This window comes from Clostridium sp. C8-1-8 (assembly GCF_009928445.1).
Lineage (GTDB): Bacteria > Bacillota > Clostridia > Clostridiales > Clostridiaceae > Clostridium_AR.
Genome location: NZ_JAABNO010000003.1, coordinates 301,615 through 317,662, shown reverse-complemented (window position 1 = coordinate 317,662; position 16,048 = coordinate 301,615). Strand labels below are relative to the sequence as shown.

The 16,048-nt window shown below is 33.1% G+C and carries 5 protein-coding genes; all 5 read left to right on the top strand.

The genetic code is table 11. The annotated features are described in order from the left end of the window. The first annotated feature begins 73 nt into the window (after positions 1–73). The 5 genes from GXK57_RS05235 (at position 74) to GXK57_RS05215 (ending at position 15,704) form a co-directional block, all read left to right on the top strand. Positions 74–1,870 carry an iron ABC transporter permease gene (locus GXK57_RS05235; RefSeq protein WP_160672489.1) on the top strand — a complete coding sequence of 599 codons (1,797 nt, stop codon included), beginning with the start codon at positions 74–76 and terminating at the stop codon, positions 1,868–1,870. A gap of 1 nt (position 1,871) precedes the next feature. Further along, positions 1,872–2,984 carry an ABC transporter ATP-binding protein gene (locus GXK57_RS05230; RefSeq protein WP_160672486.1) on the top strand — a complete coding sequence of 371 codons (1,113 nt, stop codon included), beginning with the start codon at positions 1,872–1,874 and terminating at the stop codon, positions 2,982–2,984. Continuing rightward, complete coding sequence (locus GXK57_RS05225; RefSeq protein ID WP_160672483.1) at positions 2,981–3,739, top strand: PHP-associated domain-containing protein; 759 nt, start codon at positions 2,981–2,983, stop codon at positions 3,737–3,739. The genes GXK57_RS05230 and GXK57_RS05225 overlap by 4 nt, the downstream gene beginning before the upstream one ends. A 15-nt stretch (positions 3,740–3,754) precedes the next feature. Next, positions 3,755–4,594 (top strand): MurR/RpiR family transcriptional regulator, encoded by an 840-nt coding sequence (locus GXK57_RS05220; protein ID WP_160672480.1) that lies wholly within the window; start codon positions 3,755–3,757, stop codon positions 4,592–4,594. A gap of 781 nt (positions 4,595–5,375) precedes the next feature. After that, the gene (locus GXK57_RS05215) at positions 5,376–15,704 is read left to right on the top strand and encodes a non-ribosomal peptide synthetase (protein ID WP_160672477.1); all 10,329 of its coding nucleotides are present in this window, start codon (positions 5,376–5,378) and stop codon (positions 15,702–15,704) included. The last annotated feature ends 344 nt before the right edge of the window (positions 15,705–16,048 follow it).

Genomic DNA, 16,048 nt, shown 5'->3' with positions numbered 1-16,048 from the left:
AGTAATAAAATGGGTTAGAACAGCTCTTGTTATGATATATGTTACTTAAATATAGCATGGGGAGGATAGTACCTTGAAGGTCCGAACAAGAAATAAAATAATAAACTATCTGAGCAATCCAATGAATATAGTTTCTTTAATAGCAATAAGTTTTCTTGCGTATACCGTACTTATCCCATTTTTAAAGATAGTTATTTCTACTTTTCAATGGAAGCAGGAAGATATACGTTTAGTATCAGAGGCCATTCCTGGTGAGTTTACATTTTATCATTGGCTAAGAGTTTTATATAGCGATGTAAGCAGAGCTTTATTTTATAAGCCACTAATTAATTCTATTGGTATAGGCTTAGCGGTAGCTTTGATTTCCATGGTCATTGGTTCAGGTCTTGCTTGGATAGTAAGTCGTACTGATATTCACTTTAAAAAGTTAATGGGATTTTTAGTTATAATTCCTTATTTGTTCCCATCCTGGGTAATTTCTATGGCATGGCTAACCATTTTCAAGAACTCAAAAATTGGAGGAAGTATAGGTATTATTCAAGGCCTATTTCACATAAACCCTCCAGATTATATATCCTATGGTTTTGTACCTATAGTTGCATCCTTAAGCATACATGACAGCATATATTTTTATCTCATAGTTGGTTCTGCTTTAAGCTCTATGAGTAGTCAGCTTGAAGAAGCCGCAAGGGTTTCTGGCGCAGGAAGAATGCATATATTGAAAAAGATAGTTTTTCCTATGGTTTTACCATCTATTCTTTCGGCCTTTATACTTATCTTCAGCAAGGCAATAAGCTCCTTTGCAGTACCAGAGCTTTTAGGTGCACCAGTGAAGTTCTACACAATTTCAACTATGCTATATAGCAGTATGCGTTCAAGGATGGTCACAGAGGCCAATGTTCTAAGCTTAATATTAATAGGGATATCTATGTTGGCAATAGTTATTAACCAGAAGCTTGTAGGTAAGAAGAAAAGTTATGTTACAGTTACAGGAAAGGCCACGGTGCAAAGATTGGTTTCTTTAGGAAAAGGGAGAGGATTAGTTTCTATAGGAATATTAGCATTTCTTTTTTTGATTTCTATAGTGCCGTTGATATTTATATTACTTCAAACTTTTCTGCTTAAAGATGGTGTGATAAGTTTAAGCAATCTAACCTTGCATTACTGGATAGGTGAGTCCATATATGATATCAATACAGGAGAACCTGGGATCTTTAAAAATGAAACTTTTTTTCTTGGCTTAAAGAATTCCATAGAAATAGCAGTGATTTCAGCTGTAATAGCTGCAGTTATAGGACTTATCTTAGGATATGTTACTGCTAGGGGAAAAGGAGGTAGGTTATCAAAATGTATAGACAAGATATCCTTTATACCCTATCTTATACCTGGAATTTCCTTGTCATCAATATATATTGTGATGTTTGCGAAGCCTACCTTTATCTTGCCAGCACTGTATGGAACACTAGGCTTAATCATCTTAATCACTGTGGTTAAAGAGCTTCCTTTTACTACTAGAGTGGGAAGTAGTGCTATACTTCAGATCGGAGAAGAGCTTGAGGAGGTGGCCAAGATCAGTGGTGCTAGCTGGTTTACTAGGTTTAAAAAGGTGATATTGCCTTTAAACAAGAAAAGCATATTTACAAGCTTCCTTTTAGTATTCATAGGCGCAATGAAAGAGATGGAGCTTATAGTTTTATTAGTTACACCAAAAACAGAAACTTTAACCACTTTGACTTTCTATTATACTCAAAAAAGCTTTACCCAGCTTACAAACGCAATATTGATATTTACCATATTTATAATTCTTATGGTATATCTTATAGCAACGGTTTTTGGAAAAGTAGAACTAACGAAAGGAATCGGTCGTTAAGATGAGCAGTATTCAGCTTAAAAACATAAGTAAGTATTTTGACAACAATAAAATTATAAAGAATATAGATTTGAACATAGAAGACGGCGAATTTATGACTTTTCTTGGTCCCTCTGGTTGTGGAAAAACTACTACCTTAAGAATCATAGCAGGCTTAGAGAATCCAGAGGAGGGAAAGGTATTTTTCGATGATAAGGAAGTGGATAACGGGGAAAGTAGCTATCATCTAGATTCCTCAAAGAGAGAGTTGAGCTTAGTATTTCAAAGCTATGCTCTTTGGCCACATATGACGGTATATGAAAATATAGCCTTTGGTCTCAAGATAAAAAAGATTCCCAAATCAGAAATAAAAAGTTTAGCTCTAGAGGTCTTAAAGAAAATGCAGATTGAAAGCCTAAGCGAGAGATATCCAACAGAGTTATCTGGCGGACAACAGCAGAGAGTTGCCATAGCTAGGGCTATTGTTACAAAACCGAAGGTGTTGTTAATGGATGAGCCACTTTCCAACTTGGATGCAAAGCTTAGAGTTGAAATGAGAAATGAATTAAAAAGACTTCATAGGGAGTTAAATACTACAATTGTATATGTTACTCACGATCAGCATGAAGCCTTGACTTTATCTACCAAGGTAGCAGTTTTCATGAATGGGCAAATAGCACAGGTTGCAAAGCCAAGAGAGCTATATAAAAATCCTTGTAATATACAAGTTGCAGAATTTATAGGTAATTCATCTCTAAATATTCTAGAGGGACTTTATGAAGAGGTTGAAGGCTATGGGGTTATAAAGTCAATCTTAGGAACTTTTAATATTCTGCCTCTAGAAAGCTCTCGAAAACAAGTTACAATAACCATAAAGCCCGAAGACATTAAGATACATAAGAAAGCTAAAAGTAATTGTCATAGCGCCACTGTAGTTGCAGTGTTTCCAGCAGGACCACAAACACAAGTACAGTTAATGATTGGACAGCAGCTTATAACAGCTTTAATTGTTGGTGAGAAGGAGTATGAAGTTGATTCAACCTTATGGATATCTTATAAGCAAAATAAAGTAAATATTTATGATAAAAAATCAGGAGAATTATTAAGTGTTACAGTTAAAGGAGAAAAATTATGAAGATAGATTTTCATTCACACGTTAAATTATCAAAGAAAACGGCTTTTGACATAGACAATTTTAAAGAATTGATTAAGGAAGCAAGAGAAGAGGGATTAACAGCTATTGCTATAACAGAACATTTTAATACCTCTAACTTTCCAGTAGTTTATGACACCTTAGATCAGTATTATGAATATACAAATGATTACTATGATGTTGACGGCTTTAAAGCTTTTACAGGCATGGAGGTGGATGTAGCAGAAGAGGCACATATTTTGGTGATTGGGAACCTAAAGGACATAAGGATTCTAAGAGAAGCTTTAAATGGTTATGACACAAAGGGTAACTTTATTGCTATTGAAAAATTATTTGAATTGTGCAGACCATATGATATGCTGATTATAGGCTCTCATCCCTTTAGAGAAGATCACCCTCTATACAAGGCAGCTCCAGAACTATTAAATAAATTCCATGGCTTTGATTTAAATGGAAAAGATTTATATGTATATGGAATAGAGGAAATGACTAGTATGGTAAAAGCCTTGGGAGAGAAGCATAAGGTACCAGTAGTTGCAGGAAGCGATACCCATCAATACTTGCAAATAGGAAGTGTTATGACTGTGTTTGAAAAGGAATGTAATACAGTTAAAGAGATAAAAGAGGAAATAGAAGCAGAAAGATATTCCTTATTTATTTCTCCTAATTTAAGGATAAAAATAAAGGCTGCAACCATGATTAAAAGCCTTTTAAAGAAGCAATTAGAAGCTCATTAAGGGTGGAGGAAGTTTATGATAGAATTAAACTTTTCAGATAAAAAGTTTACCAAAAATCACAAGAAAATTGCAAATTATATCATGCAGAATGTAGAGATAATTCCATACATGGTAGAAAAAGATCTAGCTGACAAGTGTAAGGTAAGTGTTTCTTCAGTATCTCGCTTTTGGGAAGCGATAGGTTTTAAAAATTTCAAGGAGTTTAAGGAATACTTAAAAGGACAGAGTTCTGTTTCTCCTGCCACAAAGATCGAAACTGCCTTTGAAAAGATGGACAGCTACAATATGTTATCAGAAGCTATAATGGCAGGCTCAAGCTACTTAAAGCAGACTGTAGATAAATTAGACAGTGAGGAGTTTCAAAATATAGTAGAAGCCATAGATAAATGCAGGAGGCTACATATTTATGGAACAGGACCTTCTATTTCTTTATCCTCTTTACTAGAATTTAGATTAAAGCGCTTTGGCATAGAGGTAAAACAGTTAACAAGTAGTGGACATGAACTTTATGAAGATTTACTTCATATAAAGCCAGAGGATACAATATTTATTTTTGGCTTTGTTCACGAATCGCCAGAAATAAAGGTGTTATTTGATTTAGCAGAAAAGATAAGCTGCAAGACAATTTTAGTAACAGACTTAATGGTAAGCTCAATGCTCGAAAAGGCAACCTTTAAGCTTTATTCCGCTAGAGGAGAACTTTGGGAGTTTCACTCCATGCTAGCACCACTAGCCTTAATTGAAAGCATAATTGTAGCAGTAGGTAAGGAGCGAAAAGAACAGTCTCTAGAAAACTTAGAGAGGCTTCAAGAGCTTAGAAACACCTATCAAAAGCTACTGCCTAAGAAAGTTTAAAAATAGCCTAAATCTAGAATAGGTGTACAGATGCAAATTCATTATTTTAGGAAAGCACTTAAAACTCATTAATAAGTATGAATGTAAAAAAAGTAAACACTTCAATATTAGCTCGTAAAGCAAATAAAGAGAGTTACTTGTAAATTATAAAGTACTTAAAATAATAAAATGCTATCATCGCAAAGTATTAAAAAAATTAAATAAGAGCAAGATAATGACAACTAATAAAGCTATTAGTTGTCATTGTTTTATAAAAAAACTTGAACTTTATGTAAGGTTAAACTGATACGGATTTTCTTGAAAATAAACTCCGTAGTCTTTCTGCTATTCTTCTTTAAGCACATAATTCATTTCATGTCACCTAGTCACTTCTAAAAGCTTTAGTTAAATTTTGTTTCTTAATTAATGATAAGTTCTTATGACTTCAAGCATGTTTTCTTAGTATAGCTATTTAGAATGTTAATTCATTGCAATAAAATGTAACTTGTTGATTTTTTTGTGGTATTATCTATTATGTGTATTAGATTCAAGGTTATTGAAATAATACTTTCAGAAAGGAGGGAAAAGCATATTTAATTTTTTTGTATGTACTAATTACATGAAGCATTTCAGCGGGGTAATAGGTTGATTTGAACCTTGTACATTAGAAATGTTAAATTCTATTTTTTTAAAGATGAATACTTCATTACAATATTTTCGAAAATTTTAATAGAGTATGTTTAAATTTTTGAAAAGCTGGGCGTTAAGCTAGGAAGTAGGTAATCTTATTGGAGGGAAAAGTATGTTAGAAAAGAGACATATAAATAAAAGAGAAAATTCCGTTTGTAAAATAAAAAAATATAATAAAGAAATAAAGGCTTTAGAAGTTATAAAAAAACAAGAGGAGTATTGGCTAAAAATCTTTGATGATGATATACCAGCACTAGATATACCTACAGATTATAAAAGAACATATCTTAAAGACTTTAGGAGAGATAAAGTATGCTTTACTTTAGATAGAACTTTAACAGAGAAACTAAAGAAAATAAGTATTAGCAATGAAGCAACCTTATATATGACCTTGTTATCAGCTTATAATGTATTGCTATCTAAGTATAGTGGACAAGAAGATATAGTAGTAGGTTCGCCAGTATTAGTTGAAGATTACAATGTTTTAAGGAACACATCTGAAGGCTTTATAAACTTTCTTCCTATGAGAAACTATCCTGAGGGTAAGAAGAATTTTAAGGAATTTTTACAGGAGGTAAGGGAGAAAGTAGTAAATTGCTATGAAAATCAGGCTTATAAGTTTGAGGCCTTGGTAGAAAAATTAAGTATAAAGAAGGATTTAAAACGTAATCCACTATTTGATACTATGCTTGTGCTAAAGCACACTGGGGATAAGGAAAAAGTATTTGATAGTTTAGCGTTTAATAAGCAAAAAGAAGCACTTAGGCTAGATTTGATATTAGAAGCAAAGGAAATAGATAACAGAATAGTATTTGAAGTAGAGTATTGTACTAATTTATTTAATAGAAAAACTATAGAAAGGTTAGTAGAGCATTTTACCAATATACTAAAAGTGGTAATAGCTAACCAGGGAATAAGGATATCAGACATAGACATGCTTTCAGAAGAGGAAAAGAAGAAAATATTGGTGACTTTCATGGGCAATAAAATAGCATATCCTAAGGATAAAACTATAAATATGCTCTTTGAGGAGCAGGTGGAAAAGACTCCAAATAAAACAGCCTTAGTGTTTCAGGAAAAGAAATTAACTTATAGGGAGCTAAATGAAAGATCCAATAAACTTGCTAGAACACTTAAACATAAAGGAGTAGGTCCGGAAACAATAGTTGCCATAATGGTAGAGCCATCAATTGAAATGATAGTAGGCATAATGGCTGTATTAAAGGCAGAAGGTGCTTATCTGCCGATAGATACAAAGTACCCAAAGGATAGAATAAAATATATGCTTCAGAATAGTGGAGCCAGGTTACTTTTAACAACAAAGAATTTAATGGATATTGAGAGTCACGGGGCTTATATATTACAAGAGGATGTTAAAGAAAGTTTTAACTATAAGGGGGAAATAATTTTCTTAGAGGAAGAACATTTATATGTAGAAAGCCCAGAAAACCTAGATATAGCATATAATTCGAAGAATCTTGCCTACGTTATATACACCTCAGGAACCACTGGAAAGCCTAAGGGGGTAATGCTAAATCATATAGGTATAAGCAATTTGAAGGTAGTATATGAGAAGGATATGAACATAAGTGATGAAGATAAGATCATTCAGTTTGCCAGCTTTGCCTTTGATGCCTCTGTTTGGGAAATAACTATGGCGTTGTTAAATGGTGCTGAGCTACATCTACTGCCTAAAGAGATTATTGATAGTTATATAAGCTTTAGAGATTACTTAAATCACAACGAGATAACTGTAGCTACCTTACCACCAGCTTATTTAACTAATATAGATAGCAAGGAAATAAAAACTCTTAGACTGTTAATCACTGCAGGCTCGGCCATAAGTGAAAGTTTGCTATGCAAATGGAAGGATAAAGTACATTACATCAATGCCTATGGACCTACGGAAACTACAATTTGCTCCACCATATGGCATTATAACGATGAAGCTTCAGACAATCTATCAGTACCAATAGGAAAACCAATAAATAACTATAGTATATATATCTTAGATAAAAATAATAGCTTATTGCCAATAGGGGTGGTAGGAGAACTTTGCGTAAGTGGAGAAGGTTTAGCAAGAGGTTACTTAAACAGAGAGGAGCTCACAAAGGAAAAGTTTATAGACAACCCTTTTGAGCCAGGTGAAAAAATGTATAAAACAGGAGACCTGGCAAGATGGCTACCAGACGGTAACCTTGAGTTTATGGGAAGAATAGATGATCAGGTAAAGATAAGGGGCTTTAGAATAGAGCTTGGAGAAATAGAAAGCCAGCTTTTAAAGGAAGAAAGCATAAAAGAGGTTGTGGTAATAGATAGAGAAGATAAAGAGGGAAGCAAGTACCTTTGTGCATATTTTGTAAGTGACAAAGATATTAAAGCTGCAGAGCTAAAAGAGTATTTGCTTAGCAAACTGCCAGCATATATGATTCCTTCATACTTTATAAAACTAGAGAAGCTGCCTCTAACTTCAAACGGCAAAATAGATAAAAAAGCGCTACCAGAACCAATTTTAGATATTAAAACAGGCGTAGAATATGTAGAGCCTAGAAAGGATATAGAGAAAGCCCTCGAAAGTTTATGGAGTCAGATACTAGGTGTTAATAAAATAGGAATAGATGATGACTTCTTCACTTTAGGAGGACATTCTCTAAAGGCCATGCAGATAGCAGCAGCCATACAAAAACAGTATAAGGTAGAGCTATCTGTAGGGGATATATTTAATAATTCTACCTTAAGAAAGCTTGGAAAATATATAGAGAAATCTAAAGAAAGTGGATATTCTAACATAGAAGCAATAGAAGAACAGGAGTTTTATAAGGTTTCTTCAGCTCAAAAAAGAATGTTCGCTTTAAATCAGCTTGCAAAAGATGATACAAATTATAACTTGCCTGTGGTGGCTACCATAGAAGGGAGATTAAAGAGAGAAAAGTTTGAAGAAATCATTTTAAAGCTTATTGAAAGACATGAAGCCTTTAGAACTTCTTTTAAATTAGTAGACAATGAAATAATGCAGAAGGTTCAAAAGAAAGCGGAATTTGCGTTAGATTATATTGAGCTAAAGGATGAGAAAAAAGAGGTAATAGATGAAATTATTAAAGCCTTTGTAAAGCCCTTTGATTTATCAAAAGCCCCTTTGGTGAGGGTGAAGCTTGTAAGACTTAAGGAAGAAAAGCATATCTTAATGTTTGATATGCATCACATAATATCAGATGGAACTTCTATGAATATTCTTATAGAGGAATTTAAGAAGTTATACCAGTCTGAAGAGCTAGAACAATTAAGGCTTCAATATAAAGATTACTCTGCTTGGGAAAACCAGCTACAGCAGTCTGAGGATATGAAAAAGCAAGAACAATATTGGCTAAAGCTTTTTGAAGAGGATATTCCTGTTTTAGATATGCCAACTGACTATCCAAGGCCTAGTTTTCAAAGTTTTGAGGGAGACAGTGTGAGCTTCAAATTTGACGAGGCTTTAACTGAAAAGCTAAATAAGTTAGCTAGAGACAATGGAGCAACCTTATATATGACTTTACTAGCTGCCTATAATATATTACTAGCTAAATATAGTGGACAAGAAGATATAATTGTAGGTTCTCCAATAGCAGGCAGGAAGCATAGTGAACTCCAAAATATAGTAGGAATGTTTGTAAATACGCTTGCTATGAGAAATCACCCAGAAGGAACAAAAAACTTTAAGAAGTTTTTGCAGGAAGTAAAACAGAATGCATTAAGTGCCTATGACAATCAAGAGTATCAGTTTGATAAATTAGTAGAGGCGTTAAAGCTTAGAAGAGATTCTAGTAGGAATGCATTGTTTGATACCGTATTTGTGTTGCAAAATACTGACAGTGGGGAAATATCATTTGATGGTCTAAGAATAAAACCCTATGAGTTTAAAAGTACAATATCTAAGTTTGACATAACCTTGGAAGCAAAAGAGAAAGGTAAAGAAATAATATTTAAATTAGAATACTGTACTAAGTTATTTAAGAGAGATACGATAGAACGCTTAAAGGAGCACTTTATTAATATATTGAAGGCTGTTACAGCTAACCAAGAAATACTCATATCGGAAATAGATATGGTCTCAGTAGCGGAAAAGGAAAAAATGCTGTTAGAATTTAATGCTACAGAGGCTTACTTTACTAAGGATAAAACTATAAAGCTACTCTTTGAAGAGCAGGCAGCAAAAACTCCAAATAATATAGCAGTTGTATTTAAGGAAGATAAATTAACCTATAGGGAGTTAAATAAAAAGTCAAATCAACTTGCAAAACTGCTTAAAAGTAAGGGAGTAGGGCCTGAAAGTATAGTTGGAATAATGGTAGAGCCTTCTTTAGAAATGATAGTTGGCATAATGGCTATATTAAAAGCTGAAGGAGCTTACCTGCCAATAGATATAAAATATCCTAAGGATAGAATAGAATATATGCTTCAGGATAGTGGAGCTAGACTATTATTAACTAAGAATAATATGAAGTATGATAATGAAAAATATGATTTATTAAAAATTAACAGTATGTTGGATAGTGAAGAGATGCTTCTTCAAAGAAATCAAGAGGGTATGACTAATAATATAAGGATTTCTCAAAGAGAAAAACTACTAATAGACGAGTTGAATTTTAATGGAGAAATAATTCACTTAGATGACACTAAGTTATATGAAGGTGATTCTAGTAATCTAACAGGGGCATGCAATTCTAATAATCTTGCTTATGTTATTTATACCTCAGGAAGTACAGGAAAGCCTAAGGGCGTAATGCTTGAACACAAATCTTTGATAAACATGTGTAAGTGGTATGAAAAATATTATAACTTATGTGAAAAAGACAGAGGAACAAAATATGCTGGCTTTGGTTTTGATGCTAGCGTTTGGGAGATCTTCCCTTACTTGATAGTTGGCGCGTCTATATATGTATTAGAGGATAATATTAGGCTAGACCTGCTAGAACTCAATGAGTATTATAAGAAAAATAACATAACCATAAGCTTTTTACCTACACAGGTATGTGAGCAATTTATGCTTTTGGACAATGATAAGCTTAGGTTTGTATTGGCAGGCGGAGATAAATTAAAACAGTATAAAGTTACAAGCTATAAGGTGGTAAATAATTATGGACCTACAGAAAATACCATAGTAACTACAAGCTTTATATTAGATAAAGAGTACAATAATATACCAATAGGAAAACCAATATCCAACTGTAGGGTATATATAGTGGATAAATATAATAAGCTACAGCCCATAGGTGTACCTGGAGAGCTGTGTATAGCAGGAGCTGGATTAGCAAGAGGTTATTTAAACAGAGAAGCATTAACGAAGGAAAAGTTTGTGGCGAATCCCTTTGAAGCTGATACAAGGATGTATAAAACAGGTGACTTGGCGAGATGGCTTCCAGATGGAAATATTGAATTCTTGGGTAGAATAGATTATCAAGTAAAAATAAGAGGCTTTAGAATAGAGCTTGGAGAGATAGAAAATGAGCTTGTAAAAAATGTACACATTAAAGAGGCAGTAGTATTAGATAGACAAGATAAACAGGAAAATAAATATCTATGCGCTTATTTTACAGCGGAAAAAGAGATTAATGTAGGTGATTTAAGAAAAGAACTGTCTCAAAGTCTTCCAGACTACATGATACCGGCATACTTTATACAACTGGAGAAAATGCCGCTAACTGCCAATGGAAAGGTAGATAGGAAAGCACTGCCAGAGCCTTCAGGAGAGGTGAACACCGGTGCAAAATACGTAGCAGCAAGAAATAAGAAGGAAGAAGAATTAATAAAAATATACGAGCAGACTTTGGGAATAAACAGAATAGGCATAGATGATGATTTCTTTGTCTTAGGAGGACACTCATTAAAGGCTATACAGTTGGTAGCTCTCGTGCAAAAAGAATTCAAGATTGAACTATCAGTGAGAGAAATATTTAATAATCCAACTATAAGACAATTAGAGCAATATATAGAAGCAGCCAAGAGGCTTGAATATACTGCTATAGCTGTAGTAGAAGAAAGGGAAAGGTATGAAGTATCCTCAGCTCAAAAAAGAATGTTCACTCTAAACCAGCTTGCAACGGAAAAAACAAACTACAATATTCCTATGGCTTTTATTATGGAAGGAACTGTTGAAAAGGCTAAAATGGAGCAAAGCTTTAGAGAACTTATCGAAAGACATGAGGCCTTAAGGACCTCCTTTGAATTGGTGGACAATGAATTAATGCAAAGGATTCATGAAAAGGTAGAATTTAAGCTGGAATACGAAGAAGTAGCTATAGCTTCAGAACAAGCAATAAAGCTTATGGTAGATAGCTTCATAAAATCCTTTGATTTGTCCAAGGCGCCTTTATTTAGAGCTAACCTTGTAAAGCTTGAACAGGAAAAGTACTTGCTGCTGTTAGATATGCATCACATAATTTCAGACGGTACTTCTATGAATATTCTCTTGGAGGAGTTTACAAAGCTATATCAAGGAGAAAGGTTACAAGAGCTTAAAATACAGTATAAGGATTATTCTGCTTGGGAAAATATAATGCAAGGCTCAAAAGTTATGAAAAAACAAGAAGAATACTGGTTAAAAGTTTTTGAGAATAATATACCAGTGTTAGATATGCCTACTGACTATAAGAGACCAAACCTTCAGAGCTTTGAGGGAAATATTGTGAGCTTTAATTTAGAGGAAGCATTAACAGAAAAACTTAATAAAATAGCAAGAGACAATGGTGCAACCTTATATATGACATTGTTAGCATCTTATAATATACTACTATCCAAGTACAGTGGACAAGAGGACATTATAGTAGGCTCTCCAATAGCTGGAAGGAATCATGATGAGCTGCAGAACATAGTAGGAATGTTCATAAATACTTTAGCAATGAGAAATTATCCAGTTGGAGAAAAGTCCTTTAAGGAATTTTTAAAAGAAGTAAGAAAAAATGTATTAGATGCCTACGAAAATCAAGATTATCAATTTGACAGATTAGTAGATACCTTGAAGCTCAAAAGAGAATCAAGCAGAAATGCGTTATTTGATACAATGTTTGTACTTCAAAATACCGAGCAAATGGAAATGGCGTTGGACAATATAACAATTAAGCCTTATGAAATAAAAAGCACAAAATCCAAGTTTGATATAACCTTAGAGGCAAAGGAAGTAGGAAATGAAATAAACTTTAAGGTAGAGTATTGCACAAAATTATTCAAAAAAGACACTATAAATAGGCTAACAGAGCATTTTATAAATATATTGAAGTCAGTAATAGCCAATCCAGAAGTAAGCTTATCAGAGATAGACATGCTTTCGGAAGGAGAGAAAAATAAAATATTAGTAAATTTCAAGGGCGATAAAGTAGCTTACCCTAAGGATAAAACTATAAATGAACTTTTTGAAGAGCAAGTAGAAAAGACACCAGATAACACAGCCTTAGTTTTTAAAGAAAAGAAGCTAACCTATATAGAGTTAAACAAAAGAGCTAATAAGCTAGCTAGAATACTTAAAAGTAAAGGGGTTGGAGCAGAAACTATAGTTGCCATAATGATAGAGCCATCTATTGAAATGGTAGTAGCTATAATGGCAGTATTAAAAGCGGAAGGTGCTTATCTGCCAATAGATACAAAGTATCCAAAGGACAGAATAGAATACATGCTTCAGGATAGTGGTGCAAAGCTGCTTTTAACAAAAAGAAATACAGATGTGTATGATATCAAAGTTAATAACCCAATGGCCTGTATACAAAAAGATAAGACACAAGAAAGCTTTAGCTATAACGAAGAGGTGATTTCCTTAGAAGAAGAGCAGCTATATGAAAAGAGCTCAGAAAATTTAGCTTTAGACTATAATCCAAAGAATCTTGCCTACGTTATATATACCTCAGGCACTACAGGAAGGCCTAAAGGAGTAATGGTAACCCACCTAGGCATAAGTAACTTGAAGGTAGTGTACGAAAAAAATATGAAAATAGATAAAGAGGATAAGGTAATACAATTTGCCAGCCTATCCTTTGATGCATCTGTTTGGGAAATAACTATGGCATTACTAAACGGTTCAGAGCTACACATACTTCCAAAGGAAATCATTAATAATTATGAAGATTTTACAAACTACTTAAATGATAAAAAGATAACCGTAGCCACCTTACCTCCAGCTTATCTAAACAATTTAGATAGCAATGAAATAAATACTCTAAGATTATTAATGACTGCAGGCTCTGCAATAAGCAAAAATGTTCTATATAAGTGGAAAGATAAGGTGCATTATATCAATGCCTATGGACCTACAGAAACTACAATTTGCTCCACCTTATGGCACTATAGTGATGAGGGGTCACAAAATGTATCGGTACCAATAGGAACACCAATAAATAATTATAGTGTATACATTTTGGATAAAACTAATTGCTTAGTGCCAATAGGAGTAGTAGGAGAACTATGTGTAAGCGGAGAAGGCTTAGCAAGAGGCTACCTAAATAGAGAGGGACTTACAAAGGAAAAGTTTATAGACAACCCTTTTGAGCCTGGTGTAAAAATGTACAAAACAGGAGACTTGGCAAGATGGTTACCTGACGGAAATATTGAGTTCATGGGAAGAATAGATGATCAGGTAAAGATAAGGGGCTTTAGAATAGAGCTAGGAGAAATTGAAAGTCAGATTTTAAAGGAAGAGAGCATAAAAGAAGCAGTGGTAATAGATAGAGAAGATCAGGAAGGTAGCAAGTACCTTTGTGCATATGTGATAAGCGATAAAGAAATCAAAACTACAGTTTTAAGAGAACATTTACTAAATAAGCTGCCAGCATATATGATACCATCATACTTTATAAAATTAGAGAAGATGCCACTAACTTCAAATGGGAAAATAGATAAAAAGGCGCTTCCAGAGCCAAAGTTAGATTTTAATACAGAAGTAAAATATACAGAGCCAAGAAATGATATAGAAAAAGTTTTGGTAGAGGTGTGGAGTCAAATATTAGGTGTGAAAAGCATAGGAATAGATGATGATTTCTTTACTTTAGGTGGTGATTCAATAAAAGCTATAAAGGTTGCCTTCCGTTTGAGCAAATATAATCTCAAAATATTGGTTAATGAGTTATTTGCGAACCCAACAATAAGACAATTAAGTTTATTGGCAAGAAAAATCAATGAAGAGGAAGAAAAAACTGCTTTCACTAATGAGGGAGTACAAGCAAAAAGCTTATACACTGATAAAGAATCAATTGACTTTAAATCTTTAAAAGAAACTTCAACTGAGAAGGAGGAAATGAACAATAAGCTGCAGCAGTATGAGGAGAAAATAAAGCTCTATGAAAATATTAATCTTAACAAAATTAATAGTTATGAAAATATTTTACTAGTTGGAAGTACAGGCTATTTAGGTATACACATATTATATGATTTACTGAAAAATAAAAGTTCAAAGCTTTATTTAATAATTAGAGGAAATACCAAGGAAGCTGCAAGAGAAAGATTACTTCAAAAGTTAAGCTATTATTTTGAGGAAGATATTATAAAAATATATGAGCATAGAATATTTATACTAAATGGAGATATATCAAAGTCTAAGTTAAATCTTGAAAAATCAGAATACGAAGAATTAGATGGGAAAATTGATTGCATCATTAACTCAGCAGCAAATGTAAAGCATTATGGTAAGTACAGTGATTTTTATGAGATCAATGTTAAGGGAACAAAGAACTTGATTGAGTTTGCAAAGTACAAAAAACTAAAGGACTACAACCATATATCCACCTTAAGTATTGCTAATGGTTCTATAAGTAACAGTAGTGACGTTGTATTTACAGAATACGACTGTGACCTAGGACAAAAAGAAGATAATTATTATATCCAAACAAAGCTTCAATCAGAAAAAGAAGTACTTAAAGCTAGGGAAGAAGGCTTGATTTGTAATATATTTAGGGTTGGTAATCTAGTGTTCAATTCCAGCACCGGTAAATTCCAAGAAAATATTAAAGAAAATGCTTTCTACAGCATAATTAGAGCTTATATTAATTTAAACTTAATGCCTAAGGCTACAGAAAATGATATTGATCTATCATATATTGATTATGTTAGTAAAGCCATTACAAGCTTATTTGATAGAAGTGAGCTTATAAATGAAACTTACCATGTTAAAAATGAATACTTGCTTAGTACCTACAAGCTAGGACAATTAATAAATAAGGAAGGATACCATCTACAATTTGTCTCCTTAGAAGACTTCTTTAAATTTGTAGGACAGGATAATAGTGATGATTTACAACAATATAAAGATGCGCTGTCATTACATTTAAATCTTATGGGGCAAAAGAGTACTACCAATTTTCTCTTAACCTGTAAGAAGACCAACATGCTATTAGAAAGACTAGATTTTGGTTGGTTAAAACCGAAACAAGAACTAATTACCAAGATGATAGAGCATGGAAAGAGGATAGGATTCTTTTAATTATAATTAGTTACGCATACAGTATTTACTGTAGAACCACTTAATTTCAAAAATATTATTAAATACAGCCTAAGTAAACAGTGGAAGTATAGGGGATAAGCACACTAAATGCCACTAAGAATAGAAAATATAAAAAAATAACTGAAGCTGTTTATAAGGTACTCAATAGGATTGGCAGAAAAGTATGTCTATCCTACTGGGTACCTTACTTGCTGTTTAGGAGATTATAAAACCTTCTATAGGGAGACTAAAATGATTTTTTTGAAAAGACAGTAGAAAAGAAAGCATATTACACTACCGCTAGGTTTTATAGCAGTAATATTGATATGCATAAACACTGTTAA

What these genes read in the sequence shown, in the direction of transcription:
- GXK57_RS05230 (WP_160672486.1), top strand. Translation starts at nt 1,872, where the DNA reads ATGAGCAGTATTCAGCTTAAAAACATAAGTAAGTATTTTGACAACAAT.
- GXK57_RS05225 (WP_160672483.1), top strand. Translation starts at nt 2,981, where the DNA reads ATGAAGATAGATTTTCATTCACACGTTAAATTATCAAAGAAAACGGCT.
- GXK57_RS05220 (WP_160672480.1), top strand. Translation starts at nt 3,755, where the DNA reads ATGATAGAATTAAACTTTTCAGATAAAAAGTTTACCAAAAATCACAAG.
- GXK57_RS05215 (WP_160672477.1), top strand. Translation starts at nt 5,376, where the DNA reads ATGTTAGAAAAGAGACATATAAATAAAAGAGAAAATTCCGTTTGTAAA.